The 16,206-nt window shown below is 67.9% G+C and carries 13 protein-coding genes, 1 pseudogene and 1 riboswitch; of the genes and pseudogenes, 8 read left to right on the plus strand and 6 right to left on the minus strand.

Annotated elements, in window-relative coordinates; all coding sequences use genetic code 11:
* Positions 1 to 83 precede the first annotated feature (83 nt).
* The 5 genes from C6A86_RS05830 to C6A86_RS05850 all read left to right on the plus strand — a co-directional run bounded on the left by C6A86_RS05830 (position 84) and on the right by C6A86_RS05850 (position 4,636).
* Positions 84 to 2,660, plus strand: a complete 2,577-nt coding sequence (locus C6A86_RS05830) for an ATP-binding protein (RefSeq protein WP_105363953.1) — start codon at positions 84 to 86, stop codon at positions 2,658 to 2,660.
* Positions 2,653 to 3,054 (plus strand): serine protease inhibitor, encoded by a 402-nt coding sequence (locus C6A86_RS05835; RefSeq protein WP_105363938.1) that lies wholly within the window; start codon positions 2,653 to 2,655, stop codon positions 3,052 to 3,054. The genes C6A86_RS05830 and C6A86_RS05835 overlap by 8 nt, the downstream gene beginning before the upstream one ends.
* 7 nt (positions 3,055 to 3,061) lie before the next feature.
* A complete protein-coding gene (locus C6A86_RS05840) occupies positions 3,062 to 3,448 on the plus strand; it encodes a DUF742 domain-containing protein (protein ID WP_105363937.1) in 387 nt (128 codons plus the stop codon).
* A 109-nt stretch (positions 3,449 to 3,557) separates the two neighbouring features.
* Entirely contained in the window at positions 3,558 to 4,079 is a 522-nt protein-coding gene (locus C6A86_RS05845) for an ATP/GTP-binding protein (RefSeq protein WP_105363952.1), read from the plus strand.
* On the plus strand, positions 4,076 to 4,636 hold the full coding sequence (locus C6A86_RS05850; RefSeq protein ID WP_105363936.1) for a pentapeptide repeat-containing protein: 561 nt from the start codon (positions 4,076 to 4,078) through the stop codon (positions 4,634 to 4,636). Before C6A86_RS05845 ends, C6A86_RS05850 begins: the two co-directional genes overlap by 4 nt.
* A gap of 63 nt (positions 4,637 to 4,699) precedes the next feature.
* On the opposite strand, the pseudogene C6A86_RS05855 reads toward C6A86_RS05850, so the two are convergent.
* Together C6A86_RS05855 and C6A86_RS05860 are read right to left on the minus strand one after the other, a co-directional pair.
* Positions 4,700 to 7,310: pseudogene (locus C6A86_RS05855) on the minus strand (FHA domain-containing protein).
* Positions 7,311 to 7,397: 87 nt separating this feature from the next.
* The gene (locus tag C6A86_RS05860) at positions 7,398 to 8,621 is read right to left on the minus strand and encodes an NADH:flavin oxidoreductase (RefSeq protein ID WP_105361409.1); all 1,224 of its coding nucleotides are present in this window, start codon (positions 8,619 to 8,621) and stop codon (positions 7,398 to 7,400) included.
* A 28-nt stretch (positions 8,622 to 8,649) separates the two neighbouring features.
* On the opposite strand from C6A86_RS05860, the gene C6A86_RS05865 reads away from it, so the two are divergent.
* Together C6A86_RS05865 and C6A86_RS05870 are read left to right on the plus strand one after the other, a co-directional pair.
* Positions 8,650 to 9,495, plus strand: coding sequence for a bifunctional methylenetetrahydrofolate dehydrogenase/methenyltetrahydrofolate cyclohydrolase (locus C6A86_RS05865; protein WP_311101211.1), 846 nt, complete (start codon positions 8,650 to 8,652; stop codon positions 9,493 to 9,495).
* Positions 9,495 to 9,788, plus strand: coding sequence for a DUF3017 domain-containing protein (locus C6A86_RS05870; RefSeq protein WP_105361697.1), 294 nt, complete (start codon positions 9,495 to 9,497; stop codon positions 9,786 to 9,788). Before C6A86_RS05865 ends, C6A86_RS05870 begins: the two co-directional genes overlap by 1 nt.
* 1 nt (position 9,789) lies before the next feature.
* On the opposite strand, the gene C6A86_RS05875 is transcribed toward C6A86_RS05870, so the two are convergent.
* The 4 genes from C6A86_RS05875 to C6A86_RS05890 all read right to left on the minus strand — a co-directional run bounded on the left by C6A86_RS05875 (position 9,790) and on the right by C6A86_RS05890 (position 13,532).
* Complete coding sequence (locus C6A86_RS05875; protein ID WP_105361700.1) at positions 9,790 to 10,230, minus strand: DUF4383 domain-containing protein; 441 nt, start codon at positions 10,228 to 10,230, stop codon at positions 9,790 to 9,792.
* A 105-nt stretch (positions 10,231 to 10,335) separates the two neighbouring features.
* Entirely contained in the window at positions 10,336 to 11,067 is a 732-nt protein-coding gene (locus C6A86_RS05880; RefSeq protein ID WP_199196052.1) for a class I SAM-dependent methyltransferase, read from the minus strand.
* Complete coding sequence (locus C6A86_RS05885; protein ID WP_105361696.1) at positions 11,064 to 12,191, minus strand: homoserine O-acetyltransferase; 1,128 nt, start codon at positions 12,189 to 12,191, stop codon at positions 11,064 to 11,066. Before C6A86_RS05885 ends, C6A86_RS05880 begins: the two co-directional genes overlap by 4 nt.
* Positions 12,192 to 12,200: 9 nt before the next feature.
* On the minus strand, positions 12,201 to 13,532 hold the full coding sequence (locus C6A86_RS05890) for a bifunctional o-acetylhomoserine/o-acetylserine sulfhydrylase (RefSeq protein WP_105361695.1): 1,332 nt from the start codon (positions 13,530 to 13,532) through the stop codon (positions 12,201 to 12,203).
* Positions 13,533 to 13,573: 41 nt separating this feature from the next.
* Positions 13,574 to 13,693: riboswitch (SAM riboswitch) on the minus strand.
* 264 nt (positions 13,694 to 13,957) lie between these two features.
* Here C6A86_RS05890 and C6A86_RS05895 point away from each other — a divergent pair.
* Entirely contained in the window at positions 13,958 to 16,192 is a 2,235-nt protein-coding gene (locus C6A86_RS05895; RefSeq protein ID WP_311101055.1) for an NADP-dependent isocitrate dehydrogenase, read from the plus strand.
* The last annotated feature ends 14 nt before the right edge of the window (positions 16,193 to 16,206 follow it).

Below are 16,206 nucleotides of genomic sequence, written 5' to 3' on the forward strand. Positions count from 1 at the left end.
GACAAATTGCCAGGCGTGCCACGCCGGCCCCGATGGTGGGCAAAAGCGGGAAGTATATGAACACCAACGTTGTGCGGATTCCGATGACGGCCCATGCCGCGCCGCCGGTTACGTCTGCGCGCGACGAATTCGACAGTGCGGCAGCGCAAGCCGTGAAAAGGCCGTCGCGCTGGGCGTTGAGCAACTGGCCCGTCGGCTGGAAAGTGTTTGCCATCGTGCTGGTTCCGCTGGCCCTGGCCGCGACATTCGGTGGGCTGCGCATCTACTCCGGTTTCACCGACGCCGCCGATCTGCGGCTGGCCGCCGACCGCGCCGACATGGTGCCCGCGGTCGTCGAATACATGGCCGCGCTCGATGCCGCCGTCCTGGCCGGCAGCGCCGGCGGCGACGCCCAGGGCGCCTTGAGCGAGTTCGACGCCGCCCGCCAGGCACTGCAACGCCAACTCGACGACACCGACGTGCTGCCCGACGTGGACAGCGGTGTCACCGCGATTCTCCAGGGCGGCCAGGACCTGGTGAACAAGGTGGGCTCCAACTCGATCGGCCTGCGCGACAGGGTCACCACCTACGCGCCCATCCTGCTGACCGCCGAGGACGCCATCAACGGATCGGTGCGCGTCGATGACGCGCAGATCCGCAGCGAGACGCTCGGGCTGTCCCGGGCAGTCGGTGCCCGCGGGCAGATGATGATGCAGCAGCTGCTGGTCAATCTCGGCGGCGAAGTACCCGAACCCGAGCTGCGCACCTCGATGAACACCGTCGCCGGTACCGAACCGTCCACCCTGTTCGGCATGAGCCAGATTCTCGGCGTGGGCTCGGACGAGGCCAAGGCACTACAGGAGCAGTTCATCCGCCGGATGGCGATCATGGCCAACCCGACAGCGGTTCTGGTGAACAATCCGGAGCTCAGCGAGTCCATCGCGGCCACCAACGACATCGCCGACGCCGTCATCTCCGAGGCCACGACGTCGGTGACCACGACCGTGGGTGCGCAGGCCGATGCGCAACGCAGCACCGCCATCCGGGACGCGGTGATCGTCCTCGCGGCGATCCTGATCGCGCTGCTGATCGTGGCGCTGGTCGCGCGGTCACTGGTCCGGCCGCTGCGCCGGCTGCGGGACAGTGCGCTCAAGGTCGCCCACACCGAACTCGTCCGTGAACTCGAACAGGTACGCACCGGGGGAGACCCGGGCCCGATCCGTCCGATCCCGGTGCACACCACCGAGGAAGTCGGGCAGGTCGCGCACGCGGTCGACGAACTGCACGAGCAGGCCGTCCTGTTGGCCGGCGAGCAAGCCCGGTTGCAGGTACAGGTCAGCGATATGTTCGAGACCCTGTCGCGGCGCAGCCGATCGTTGGTGGATCAGCAGCTGACGCTCATCGACCAGCTCGAACGTGATGAGGAAGACCCGCAACGCCTGGACAGTCTGTTCCGGCTGGACCACCTGGCCGCCCGGATGCGCCGCAATGGCGCCAACCTGCTGGTGCTCGCCGGAACCAAGGTCACCCGCGAGCACGCTGAGCCGGTACCGGTCGCCGCGGTGGTCAACGCCGCGGCCTCCGAGGTCGAGGAGTACACCCGGGTGGTCACCGATGTCGTCGCCGACTGCGATATCAGCGGCGCGGTGGCCGCCGACCTGGTGCACGTGCTTGCCGAGCTGATGGACAATGCGCTGCGCTATTCGCCGCCGGCCGCGCAGGTGCGGGTGTCGGCGGTGCGAGCCGGCAACGGCGCGCTCGTCATCGAGGTCGCCGACTCGGGCCTGGGCATGGCCGAACCTGATCTGCGGGTGGCCAACACCCGTCTGCAGTCCGGCGGCGAGGTCACCCCGTACACGGCACGGCACATGGGCCTGTTCGTCGTCGGCCGACTGGCCGCCCAACACGGACTGGTGGTGCGGTTGCGCAGTACTGTTGCCGGAGAGGTGAATTCGGGCATCACGGCCGGAGTGTACGTGCCCGAGGAGCTACTCGCCGGCGTGCTGCCGACGCCGGTCTTCACCGGTTTCCAGCCGGCCCCGGTGGCCGAGGTGCAGCAGTTCGCGCCGGTGCGGCCCGAACCCTCCTATGTGGAGCCGGTTGTCGAGTTCCGTGAGCAGGCCCCGGTATCCGGCTTGCCGCAACGCAATCCGGGTGCCAGCGGGTTCCGTGTCGAGCCGGCCGAGGCGGAACCGGAGCATTGGCCCACCGAGCCGACACCGGTGCAGACGCCACCTGAGTTGCCGAGCCGGACCCCCGCGCCGGCGGACACCTCCGCGTACTTTGCCGCGCGTCCCCAGCGGCAGGCCGAGCCGGCCTCGGGATCCTCCGATGACGCCATCTACCAGAAGATGTTGTCGGAGTGGCTGGTCGACCCGACCGATCTGGGTGCCAGCACCGACCTGGACTGGAAATCGGTGTGGGATCACGGCTGGTCGGCGGCGGCCTCTGCCGAGGATGCGCCGGTCACCGAACACACCGCCGAAGGCCTGCCGGTCCGCCGGCCCGGGGAACGGCTCGTGCCCGGGGCGGGTGACGACGTCGCCCCGGTACCATCGGAGCCTGCCGACCCCGGCCCGCGGCCGGATCCCGCCGCCGTACGAGCCAGCCTCAGCAGCCACTTCGGTGGGGTGCATGCCGGTCGGTCGCACACCCGCGACACCGGAGGATCCCATGAGTGACACCCGCGAAGCACTGGACTGGCTGGTCGCCAAGTTCGCCCGCGAGGTTTCCGGAGTCTCGCACGCGGTGCTGGTCTCGGCCGACGGCCTGCTGATGGCCGCCAGTGAGCACATGCCGACTGAACGCGCCGATCAACTTGCCGCAGTCGCCTCGGGGCTGGCCAGCCTGTCGACGGGAGCGGCGCAGCTGTTCGAGGGTGGCCACGTCATGCAGTCCGTGGTCGAGATGGAGAACGGCTATCTGTTGTTGATGCGCGTGGGTGACGGGTCCAACCTCGCCACCTTGGCGACCCGGTCCTGCGATATCGGCCAGATCGGCTATGAGATGGCCATTCTGGTGGAGCGGGTGGGCAACGTCGTCCAGTCCGCACGGCGTAGCCGCCAACGCACCTGAGGCTGCGATGGAGCCGCCGCCAGATGCCTGGGAATCCGCCGACCCGGTGGATGTGCCGAGCATGGTGCGGCCCTACCGGCTGACCGCCGGACGCACCGATCCCGGTGTGCACCTGCCGCTGGAGGCACCGATCAGGACGCTGGACACCGCGCCGGCAACCGGGTGGCCGGGTGGCGATGTGCGGGCCCGCATCCTGCTCCTGGGCAGGGGCGGTCCGTCGGTCGCGGAGATCGCGGCGCGGTTGTCCCTACCGCTCGGTGTGGCGCGTGTGCTGATCGGTGACCTCGTTTCCGAGGGGTATCTTCGGGTACACACGACGCTGGGCGATACGGCCTCCGCCGACGAACGTCGTGAACTGATCGGGAGGACTCTGCGTGGCCTTCGGGCGCTTTGAGACGCCTTCGGCGTCGGCTGGACGCTTTGAGCAGTCTTCGGCGTCGGCTGGACGCTTTGAGACGCCTTCGGCGTCGGCTGGGCACTCTGAGCGGCCAGGGGCGACGAAGATCGTCATCTCCGGTGGGTTCGGCTCCGGCAAGACCACATTCGTCGGCGCGGTCTCGGAAATCATGCCGCTGCGCACCGAGGCGCTGGTGACCACCGCATCGGCCGGTGTCGACGGGCTGGATGCCACCCCGCACAAGAACACCACCACGGTGGCGATGGACTTCGGACGCATCACCCTGGCCGAGGATCTGGTGCTCTACCTGTTCGGCACTCCCGGTCAGCGCCGCTTCTGGTTCATGTGGGACGACCTGATCCGCGGCGCGATCGGCGCCGTCATACTCGTCGACATCCGGCGCCTGCAGGACAGTTTCGCCGCCGTCGACTTCTTCGAGGCCCGCAAACTTCCCTTCCTCATCGCGATCAACGAGTTCGAGGGGGCGCCACGACATCCGGAGGCCGCCGTGCGGCAGGCGCTGGCGCTGCGCGAGGACATCCCGATCGTCACCGTCGATGCCCGCGACCGGAATTCCGCACGCGCGGCGCTGATCGCGGTCGCCGAGTACGCCCTGGCCGCGGTGTGAGCGAAGACCAGGTCTGGGTGGACCGTGAGTTCACCGGACACGACTTCCGCGATGACGACCTGAGCCGGCTGCGCACCGAGCGGGTGGTGTTCGACGAATGCGATTTCAGCGGTGTCGATCTGACCGAATCCGAGCATCTCGGGTCTGCCTTCCGCAACTGCACCTTCCGCCGGGCCGCACTGCAGCACAGCACGTTCCGGCAGTGCAGCCTGCTGGGGTCGGTGTTCACCGAGACCCGGCTGCGGCCGCTTCGGTTTGTCGAGGTCGACCTGTCGCTCAGCGTGCTCGGTGGGTGTGACCTACGCACCGTCGATCTGTCGGACTGCCGGTTGCGTGAGGCGAACCTGGTCGGCGCGGACCTGCGCAAGGCGGTGCTGCAGCGCGCGGACCTGAGCGGCGCGCGGGTGCAGGACGCCAAGTTCGACGAGGCAGATCTGCGTGGCGCGCGCACCGACCCGACCTTCTGGACGACGGCCAAAGTACGGGGCGCGCGCATCAACATCGAGCAGGCGCTGGCCTACGCCGCGGCCCACGGGCTGAACGTCCACGGCGAGTAACCCCAGCGATTTGTGGAGTCGCCGTCGGAATGACTCCGACAAAAACTCCACAAATCGCAGTGGTCAGCCGGCCTTGAGGCGAATCTTGAAGCGCACGAAGGTCAGGTAGCCCACGCTCAGCAGCGCCAGCATGCCCATGTCGAACCACCATGCCGATGCGGTGTGCTCCCAGTGCGAGTCCTTGGGCGTCAGCGGTCCGGGCACCAGCTTGGTGATGTCCACCGTCGAGGCCGACGCCGCGTAACCCCAGCGCGCCGGGGTGAACCAGGACAGCTGATCGAGCACCAGACGGTCGGTCACCGGGATCATGCCGCCGGAGAACACCAGCTGGCTCATCACGGCCACCACCAGCAGCGGCATGATCTGCTCACTGGACTTGGCCAGCGCCGAGAGCGCCAGGCCGACCATGGCCGCGGTCACCGTCGTCGCCGCCATCACCAGGAACAGCTCGGCCGTCGGCGGCAGGAAGGACACCGCCCCCTGGGTCGGGCCGCCCTTGCCGGCAACCGCGATGGCGGTGACGATCGAGGACTGGATGATGGCGAACACCGCGTAGATGCACACCTTTGCCATCAGGTACGCCGTCGTCGACAACCCGACGGCCTGCTCGCGGCGGAAGATGGCGCGCTCACCGATCAGGTCGCGGACCGTCAGCGCGGTGCCCATGAAGATGGCACCGACGTTGAGCAGCACCAGCATCTGGCCGGGTTCGTTGGGGGCGTCGCCCATCGGGTCCGGGATGCCGAAGCCGACGGTGCCGGGAACCGACAGCGACAGCACACCCATGATGAACGGCAGCACCGCCAGGAACGCGAAGTAGCCGCGATCGGAGATGATCAACCGCATCTGGCGGCGCGCGATGGTGGAGAACTGCCGCCGCACACTGGTTTTCGCGGGCTTGCCGAGATCGGCGGGCTGTGAGGAGGCCTCGGCCTGCGGCGGCGGGCCGCTGCGGGACAGGTAGCGCTGATGCGAGGCGTCGGGGTCACCGGCGACCGAGGAGAAGATATCGGCCCAGTTGGTGGTGCCCAGTTCCGGGCCAATCTGGCTCGGCGGTCCGTAGAACGCGGTCTTGCCGCCCGGCGCCAGCAGCAGCACCTGATCGCAGACGTCGAGGTAGGTCAGCGAGTGCGTCACCACCAGCACCACGCGGCCGGCGTCGGCGAGCTGGCGCAGCATCGTCATCACCTGGCGGTCCAGCGCCGGGTCCAGGCCCGAGGTCGGCTCGTCCAGGATCAGCAGCGACGGGCCGGTCAGCAGCTTCGAGGGCCACCGAGGCCCGCTTGCGCTGACCGCCGGAGAGCTTGTCCACCCGGGTCTCCAGGTGTTGGGTCATCTTGAGTTCCTCGAGGACCTGCAGGACCACCCGCTCGCGGTCCTCGTTGGTGGTGTCCGGCGGCAGCCGCAGCTCGGCGGCGTACATCAGCGCCTGCTTGACGGTCAGCTGGCCGTGCACCACATCGTCCTGGGGGACCATGCCGATCCGGGAGCGCAGCGAGGCGTACTCGGCGTGAATGTCGTGGCCCTCGAAGGACACCCGGCCGTCGGTCGGATGCGTCAGACCGGCGACCTGTTTGGCGAACGTCGACTTACCGGCGCCCGACGGGCCGATGATCGCGGTCAGCGTGCCCGGCCGCGCGTCGATCGAGATGTTGTTCAGCAGCGTCTTGTTGCCCTCGATGGTCCACGTCAGGCCGCGGACCTCCAGGCCACCGGTGCGGGTGGCGGCCTGGGTCTCCGAGCCGCGGACCAGCGTCCCACCGGTGAACACCAGGTCGACGTTGCCGATGGTGACCACATCGCCCTCGCGCAGCAGCGCGTCGTCGACGCGGGCACCGTTGACGAAGGTGCCGTTGATGCTGCGGTTGTCCAGGATCTCGGTGCCGCCGGGCCCGGAAACCAGGGTGGCGTGGTGCCGTGAGGCCAGGACGTCGGGGATGACGATGTCGTTGTCGGTGGCGCGACCGATCTTGATCCCGCCCGGGGGCACCTCGGGTGCCTTCCCCGGACGCAGGATCTTGAGCATGCTCGTCGCGAGATTGTTCTCCGACGGGCGCGGCACGGCGGTCGGACCCATGGCGGTCTGCGACGGGTCGGCCGGCGGGATGTAGGCGGGCTGGGGACGCGCGGCCGGCGGCGGGGCGTATGACTGCGGCGCGCTGGGCTGATACGGCTGCTGGCCCGTCGGCTGGTACGGCTGCGGTCCGGACGGATAGCGCGGCGGGTTCTGCGCCGGTGCGCCGCCGGTCGGCCACGCGGGCGGGGCGGGCGGGATCGGTGCCTGGGTCGGCCAGGAGGCGCTGGGCCTGGGTCCGGTGGGTGTCGGGACCGCGGCGGTCGGCGGGGGACTGCCCACCGAGCCCTGATGGCGCCCGACCTCGAAGGCCAGTTGCGGGCCGTCCGGGTTACCGATGTTGAGGAGCTGGCCGTCGACGATGTCGAGGGTCGGCACCCGCTGGCCGTTGAGGTACATGCCGTTGAGGCTGCCGTTGTCGATGGCGATCCACCGGCCCTGATCGAAGCGCAGCACCAGGTGCGCGCGGGAGATCAGCGGGTGGGCGATACGGACATCGGCACGCAGATCGCGGCCGACGACGACGTCGTTGCCTGCGGAGAAGGTGCGTGCGGACCCCTCGTATCGAACGGTCAGCGCGGGCGTTCCGGGGCGGCTCATCGGGAACAACTGTATCGGTTGGGCTCAGCGGTGTGCCGGGCTGCAAGGGCGTTGTTGCCGATCTGAGGCGTTCTCGGCGCAGGATCGTCAGACGGTGAGCGTGTCCGGAGCGCCGGTGACCACGCAATGGGTGTGGCTGTAGATCGTCGGCATGCATTTGTTGCAGTGCGTGCACAGCGCTTTGACCGTGTGGGCGTCCCCGTCGGCCTTGATGCGGTTGATCAGGTCGGGTTCGGCCAGCAGCGCACGACCCATCGCGACGAACTCGAATCCCTCGGCCATCGCCAGATCCATGGTTTCGCGGTTGGTGATACCGCCCAGCAGGATCAGTGGCAGCGACAGCTCGGCCCGGAACTGGCGGGCGTGCCGCAGCAGGTAGGCCTCCCGGTACGGGTATTCGCGCAGGAACTTCTTGCCGGTCATCCGCATGCCCCAGCTGATCGGGGGTTTGAACGCACCGGCGAACTCCTTGAGCGGCGCGTCACCGTGGAACAGGTACATCGGGTTGACCAGGGAACTGCCCGCCGTCAGCTCGATGGCGTCGAGCCCGCCGTCATCTTGCAGCCACCTGGCGGTCTGCAGGGATTCGTCGATCGGGATGCCGCCGCGCACCCCGTCGGTCATCGTCAGCTTGGCGGTGACCGCGATCTTCTTGGCCCCGTGCGTGTCGACGGCGTCGCGCACCGCCCGCACCAGCCCGCGCGCGACCTTGGCACGATTCTCCAGCGAGCCGCCGAACTCATCGGTGCGCCGGTTGAGCATCGGGCTGAGGAACGAACTTGCCAGATAGTTGTGCCCGAGGTGGATCTCCACCGCGTCGAATCCGGCGTCGATGGCCAGCCGTGCGGCGTTGGCGTGCGCGGCGGTGACCGCGCGGATGTCCTCGGCGGTGGCCTTGCGGGCGAACCGCATGGAGAGCGGATTGAAGAACCGCACCGGGGCCAGGGCCGGGGCCTTGTTGGTCTTGGCGTTGGCGACCGGGCCGGCGTGGCCGATCTGGGCGCTGATCGCTGCGCCCTCGGTGTGCACGGCCTCGGTGAGCCGGCGCAGCCCGGGCAGCGCCTCCGGCCGCATCCACAGCTGCCAGCCGTCGGTGCGCCCGCCCGGGGTGACGGCACAGTAGGCGACCGTTGTCATGCCCACACCGCCTGCCGCCGGGAGTCGGTGGTACTTGATCAGATCATCGGTGACCAGCGCATTCGGCGTGGACGCCTCGAAGGTGGCGGCCTTGATGATGCGGTTGCGCAGCGTCACCGGACCGAGTTTGGCTTCGCCGAACACGTCAGTGAACACTCCGGGCTGGATGTTCATACCGGGCGAGCCTGCCACAATGACCTACGTGGCAGCGACGACTTTGGACGGTAAGTCCACCCGCGACGAAATTCTCGACGATCTCAAGGGGCGGGTGGCCACCCTGACGGCCGCCGGCCGCACCCCGGGACTGGGCACCATCCTGGTCGGAGACGACCCGGGGTCGCAGGCCTACGTGCGCGGCAAGCACGCCGACTGCGCGAAGGTGGGCATCAACTCGATCCGTCGTGACCTGCCCGCCGATATCAGCCAGGCCGCCCTGGACGAGACGATCGACGAACTCAACGCCAACCCCGAATGCACGGGCTACATCGTGCAGCTGCCGCTGCCCAAGCACCTCGACGAGAACGCGGCCCTGGAGCGCATCGACCCGGACAAGGACGCCGACGGGCTGCACCCCACCAACCTGGGTCGGCTGGTCCTGGGCAAAGAAGCGCCGCTGCCCTGCACGCCGCGCGGCATCGTGCACCTGCTGCGTCGTTTCGACGTGCCGATCGCCGGTGCGCACGTGGTGGTGATCGGCCGCGGAGTCACGGTCGGCCGCCCGCTCGGCCTGCTGCTCACCCGTCGCTCGGAGAACGCCACGGTGACGTTGTGCCACACCGGAACCCGTGATCTTGCCGAGCTGACCCGGCAGGCGGACATCATCATCGCCGCGGTCGGGGTGCCCTATATGGTCACCGCCGACATGGTGAAACCCGGCGCCGCCGTGGTGGATGTGGGCGTCAGCCGGGTCGAGGGCAAGCTCACCGGTGACGTGGCGCCCGACGTCTGGGATGTCGCCGGTCACGTGTCGCCCAACCCCGGCGGGGTGGGCCCGTTGACGCGGGCATTCCTGCTGACCAACGTGGTGGAGCGCGCGGAGCGCGCCTAGTGACCGCAAAGGAGTTCGCCCGCAAGGTCTTTGCCGGCCAGTGGCCGATCCTGCTGGTCGGCCTGATACTCCTGGCCGCACTGGGGCTGGTGATCGCCGGGTACTGGCGCCGCGGCGCGCTCGTCATCGGGATCGCCGTCGGGGTGGCGGCAGCTCTGCGGCTGGCGCTCTCCGACGACCGCGCCGGTCTGCTGGTGATCCGTTCCCGCACCATCGATTTTGTGACCACCGCGACCGTCAGCGCGACGATGCTCTACATTGCCTGGACCATCGACCCGCTGGGGACGTCCTGACTCAGGATTGTTCGGGCTGAATCGCCAAGCGCCCCAGCGTCACACCTGAGCCGATCATGGCGACCGCCAAACCGAGGTGCAGCCAGTTGTCGGCAGCATTGACCGGCACGACGTTCAGCGGGCCGTGGTGATCGATCGCCAGCCCGTAGACCCACAGCACCGCGTATGCGGCGCCGCCCCAGAGCAGATACGCCTTGGCCGACGCCGCGGTCCGGGCGAGAATCAGGCCGGCGATCCCGAACGCCAGGTGCACGACGTTGTGCAGGATCGACACCGCGAACACTCCGAGCAGCAGCGCGCCGGAGTGGTGACCGGCCCAGCTCAGTTCGTCGAAGTCACTGGTGATACCCGGGATGAAGCCCGCGACCCCGAACACCAGGAACACCGCCCCGATCACCATGGCGGCGATCTGCACCACGGGGGCGTTGCCTCCGGCTGCCATGAGACGGTCTCGGTCACGCTTGGACATCGCGGGCCTCTCGTCGTTCACCGTCTACTACCCATTCGGGGAAACGAATATTCCGGCGTCGGTGTCAATGACGCCAGATCATGGCAGCGTCGCCCGGATTCCGACCGTGATGTAGGGCAGCGCCAAACCGGTGCTGTTGGCCAGCGCCGGATGGGTGGCCAGCAGTTCGCGGACCTTCTCCAGGGTGCGGGTGCGCACCTCGGTGGGCGAGGTGATGCAGTAGCTGCGGGACGCCACCAGATCGATGAGCGCCTGCGGGGTCAGGTAGCTGGTCCACTCCACCCGATTGCGTTCCACATCGGTGAACGGCGTACTCAGCGTCACCTCGTCGCTGAGCGGATCGTGCTCGTGCCCGATGATGGCGCCGAGATCCTTGACCCAGCCCATCCGTTCGTCGCGGGTGTTCCACACCAGCCCGAGTCGGCCACCGGGGCGTAGCACCCGGGCGATCTCCTGTGCGGCGCGTTTCGGGTCGAACCAGTGCCAGGCCTGGGCCACCAGCACGGAATCAACGCTGTTGTCCGGCAACGGAATCTCTTCGGCCGTACCCAGCAGCGCCGGGGTCTGCGGCAGAGAGTGGCTGAGGACTTCCAGCATCTCGGGAATCGGGTCCACGGCCATCACGTCCAGGCCGCGCTCGACGAGCCGCACGGTCAGCTTGCCGGTCCCCGCGCCGAGGTCCAGCACCCGTTGCGCGCCGGTCGGCAACAGCCAGTCGATGGCCTCCGGCGGGTAGGACGGCCTCCCGCGTTCGTAGGCGGCGGCCTCCTCGCCGAACGACAGGGATCCCTGCTTGTTCGACGGGCTCACCGGGACGCGATTTCCAGGGTCTGCCGGATCAGCGGAGCCACCGCCTCGGTCTCCACCAGGAACCCGTCGTGGCCGTAGATCGAATCGACAACCTTCAGTTCGGCGCATCCGGGCAGCAGGTCGGCCAGTTCCTGCTGCTGGCGCAGCGGGTACAGCCGGTCGGAGGTGATGCCCGCGACGAGCACCGGCACCGGGCAGCCGGCCAGCGCGGCCTCCACGCCACCGCGGTCGCGGCCGACATCGTGGCTGCTCAGTGCGTCGGTGAGCGCGACGTAGGTGCCGGCGTCGAACCGGGACACCAGCTTGCCGCCCTGATGTTCCAGGTAGCTCTGCACGGCGTAGCGCCCACCGTTGGTGGGGTCCTCGTCGCCCTGGGCGTCATTGCCGAACCGGGAGTCCAGCTCGGCCTCGCCGCGGTAGGTGAGGTGCGCGACGCGTCGCGCGATCTCCAGACCCGCGGCCGGGCCGCGGCCGGTGTCGTAGTAGTCGCCGCCGTTCCAGTCCGGGTCGGCCTTGATCGCGGCAACCTGGGTGCTCTGGGTGCCGATCTGATCGGCGGTGGCGCGAGCGCCGACCGCCAGGACCAGTCCGGCGCGCACGGTGTCCGGGTGCCCGACGATCCACTCCAGTGCCCGTGCACCACCCATCGAGCCGCCGATCACCGCGGCCACCTCGGTGATCCCTAGCGCGGCCAGCGCGGCGAGATCGGCATTGACCTGGTCGCGGATGGTGATCGCCGGGAACCTTGAGCCCCAGGGCTTTCCGTCGGGAGCGATAGAGCTGGGCCCGGTGGAACCGCGGCAACCGCCGAGCGCATTGGTGGCGATGGCGCACCAGCGGTCGGTGTCGATCGTCGCGCCGGGCCCGGCCACGCCGTCCCACCAGCCCGGTGTCGGATGGTCGGGGCCCGCCGGGCCGGTGATGTGCGAATCGCCGGTGAGTGCGTGCAGCACCATGACGACGTTGTCGCGTTCGCGGTTCAGCTCGCCCCAGCGTTGCACCGCGATCGATACATCGTCGAGGACCACACCGCTTTCCAGCGTCAGGGCGCCGATGTGGACGACCCCGAGCTCACCTTCTGCGGGCAGAGTCGGCACGTCGCTCAGTATGTCGAAGATGGTCATCGGGCCGCCTCACACCGACGCGACACTCTGGCCGGCACCGGAGAAGGCCTGGGCCGCGGCGAACCCCCGGTCCAGGTCGGCCAGGATGTCGTCGATCCCCTCGATGCCCACCGCGAGGCGCACCAGCCCGGGCGTGACGCCGGTGGTGAGCTGCTCCTCAGCGGTCAGCTGCTGATGGGTGGTGGAGGCCGGGTGGATGACCAGCGACCGCACATCGCCGATATTGGCGACATGGCTGTGCAGGGTCAGCGCGTTGACGAAGGCCTTCCCGGCTTCGATGCCCCCGGCCAGTTCGAAGGCCAGCACCGCGCCGGTGCCCTTGGGGGCAATTGTGCGGCCCAGCTCATACCAGGGTGAGGTGGGCAGGCCGGCGTAGTTCACCGAGATGACGTCCTCGCGCCCGGACAGGTATTCGGCCACCCGCTGGGCGTTGGCGACATGCCGTTCGATGCGCAACGACAACGTCTCCAGGCCCTGGGCGATGAGGAAGGCATTGAACGGTGCCAGCGCCGATCCCAGATCGCGCAGCAGCTGCACACGCGCCTTGAGCGCATACGCGGGCGGGCCGAGCTCGGAGAACACCACCCCGTGATAGCTGGGGTCCGGCTCGGTGAAACCGGGGTGACGGCCCTGGGTCCAGTCGAAGGTGCCGCTGTCGACGATGACGCCCGCGATCGCGGTGCCGTGACCGCCGAGGTACTTGGTCGCGGAGTGCACCACGATGTCGGCACCGTGGGCGATCGGCTGGATCAGGTACGGGGTGGCGATGGTGTTGTCGACGATCAGCGGTATGCCCTGCTCGTGGGCCACGCCCGAGACGCCGGGGATGTCGAGGATGTCGATCTGGGGGTTGGAGATGGTCTCGGCGAAGAATGCCTTGGTGTTGGGCCGGATCGCGGTGCGCCAGGACTCCAGGTCATCGGGATTCTCCACGAAGCTGACCTCGATACCGAGCTTGGGCAGCGTGTAGTGGAACAGGTTGTACGTGCCGCCGTAGAGCCGCGGGCTCGACACGATGTGATCCCCGGCGCCGGCCAGGTTCAGGATCGCGAACGTCTCGGCGGCCTGCCCGGAGGACAGGAACAGCGCCGCGACACCGCCTTCGAGGGCCGCCACCCGCTGCTCGATGACATCGGTGGTCGGATTCATGATCCGGGTGTAGATGTTGCCGGGCTCGGCCAGTCCGAACAGCGCGGCCGCGTGGTCGGTGTCGCGGAACGTGTAGGACGTGGTCTGGTAGATCGGCAGGGCCCGGGCGTTGGTCGCCGTGTCGGGGGTCTGGCCGGCATGTACCTGCTTGGTCTCGAAAGACCAGGTGGTGGGATCTTGTGGCGTGCTCACGGGAACGAACCTCCATCTGTGTCTGGGGGCCCGTCGGTGCGGACCCGCGCTTGCCGGCAGTCGCCATTCGACTGCTCAACCTGGTCTTCACCCGGAGCACCCCACCGCGGTTGGAGGGTTGCCGGCCAGCAAGCCGGGGCTAGATGCTGGCACTCATGACCGATATGAAGCCTAACTCACGACGTTGACCCGATGCCACCTGGTTGTCGGAGGTGTCGCGCGGCCACAAAATAGCTACTGGCCAGTAGTCAAAGCTGACCCCTCGCCGGTTCGTCGGCCCTTGTAGTGTTGCCGGTGAGGGCAGCCCGGGACCATCGACAGAACGGCCGCGGGCGGCCCGCTGGTGCGAGAGCGCCTCTGCTCAATGAATCACGGCAGAAACGACTTTCGCTGCATCTGACACGACAGTGACGCCGGGAGTACACATGAGCGCCGAGCATCCGACCATCATCTACACGTTGACCGACGAGGCGCCGCTGCTGGCGACCTATGCCTTCCTGCCGATCATCCGGACCTTCGCCGACGCCGCCGGGATCGACATCAAGACCAGCGACATCTCCGTGGCGGCGCGCATCCTCGCCGAGTTCAGTGACCGCCTGACCGATGAGCAGAAGGTGCCGGACAACCTCGCCGAGCTCGGTGCGCTGACCCAGGATCCGGCCGCCAACATCATCAAGCTGCCCAACATCAGTGCCTCGGTGCCCCAGTTGCTGGCCGCCATCAAGGAACTCAAGGAAAAGGGGTACGACCTCCCCGACTTCCCCGGTGACCCGAAGACCGACGAAGAAAAGCAGATCAAGGAGCGGTACTCCAAGATCCTCGGCAGCGCGGTCAACCCGGTGCTGCGCGAGGGCAACTCCGACCGCCGCGCCCCCAAGGCCGTCAAGGAGTACGCCCGCAAGCATCCGCACAGCATGGGCACGTGGTCGCAGGCGTCGCGCACCCACGTGGCGACCATGAAGGACGGCGACTTCTACCACGGCGAGAAGTCGCTGACGGTGGACAAGGACCGCAAGGTCAAGATGGTGCTGGAGACCTCGGCGGGCGAAACCGTGCTCAAGCCCGAGGTGAAGCTCGACGCCGGCGATGTGATCGACAGCATGTACATGAGCAAGAAGGCGCTCATCGAGTTCTACGAGGAGCAGATCGAGGACGCCTACAAGACGGGCGTGATGTTCTCGCTGCACGTCAAGGCGACCATGATGAAAGTCAGCCACCCCATCGTGTTCGGCCACGCGGTGAAGGTGTTCTACAAGGACGCGTTCGCCAAGCACGAGAAGCTGTTCGACGAGCTGGGCGTGAACGTCAACAACGGTCTTTCGGATCTCTACGGCAAGATCGAGTCGCTGCCGGCCTCGCAGCGTGAAGAGATCATCAACGACCTGCACGCCTGTCACGAGCATCGCCCCGAACTGGCGATGGTCGATTCGGCGAAGGGCATCTCCAACTTCCATTCGCCGTCCGACGTCATCGTTGATGCGTCGATGCCCGCGATGATCCGCCTCGGCGGCAAGATGTACGGCGCCGACGGACGCACCAAGGACACCAAGGCGGTGAACCCGGAGTCGACCTTCTCGCGGATGTATCAGGAGATGATCAACTTCTGCAAGACGCACGGCCAGTTCGATCCCACCACCATGGGTACCGTGCCGAACGTCGGACTGATGGCGCAGAAGGCCGAGGAATACGGCAGCCACGACAAGACCTTTGAGATCGCCGAGGCCGGTGTCGCCAAGATCGTCGACATCGATTCCGGTGAGGTGCTGCTGAGCCAGGAGGTCGAAGAAGGCGATATCTGGCGTATGCCGATCGTCAAGGACGCTGCGATCCGCGACTGGGTGAAGCTTGCGGTCAACCGCGCCCGGCAGTCCGGCATGACGACGGTGTTCTGGCTCGACGACGAGCGCCCGCACGAGAACGAGCTGCGCAAGAAGGTCAAGGAGTACCTCAAGGACGAGGACACCGAGGGCCTGGACATCACGATCCTGCCGCAGGTGTGGGCCATGCGGTACACGCTGGAGCGGGTGATCCGCGGGCAGGACACCATCGCCGCGACCGGCAACATCCTGCGCGACTACCTCACCGACCTGTTCCCGATCCTGGAGCTGGGCACCAGCGCGAAGATGCTCTCGGTCGTGCCGCTGATGGCCGGTGGCGGACTGTATGAGACCGGAGCCGGCGGCTCGGCGCCCAAGCACGTCAGCCAGCTGGTCGAGGAGAACCACCTGCGCTGGGATTCGCTGGGTGAGTTCCTCGCCATCGGCGCCAGCCTGGAGGATCTCGGCAGCAAGACCGACAATGCCAAGGCCAAGCTGCTCGGTGAGACGCTGGACACCGCGGTCGGAAAGCTGTTGAACGAGAACAAGAATCCGTCGCGCAAGGCCGGCGAACTGGACAACCGGGGCAGCCAGTTCTACCTGTCCATGTACTGGGCGCAGGCGCTGGCCGAGCAGACCGAGGACAAGGGACTCGCCGAGCACTTCGCGCCGCTGGCCAAGGCGCTGGCCGAGAAGGAGGACGCCATCATCGCCGAGCTCAACGAGGTTCAGGGCGGGCACGCCGATATCGGTGGCTACTACTACCCGGACCCCGAGAAGCTCGCCGCGGTCATGCGGCCGTCCAAGACGTTCAACGCCGCGCTGGAGTCCGCCAAGAGCTGACCATTTTCGCCCGC

Origin of the sequence: Mycobacterium sp. ITM-2016-00316, assembly GCF_002968335.2 — a bacterium.
In the GTDB taxonomy this organism is placed as follows: Bacteria; Actinomycetota; Actinomycetes; order Mycobacteriales; family Mycobacteriaceae; genus Mycobacterium.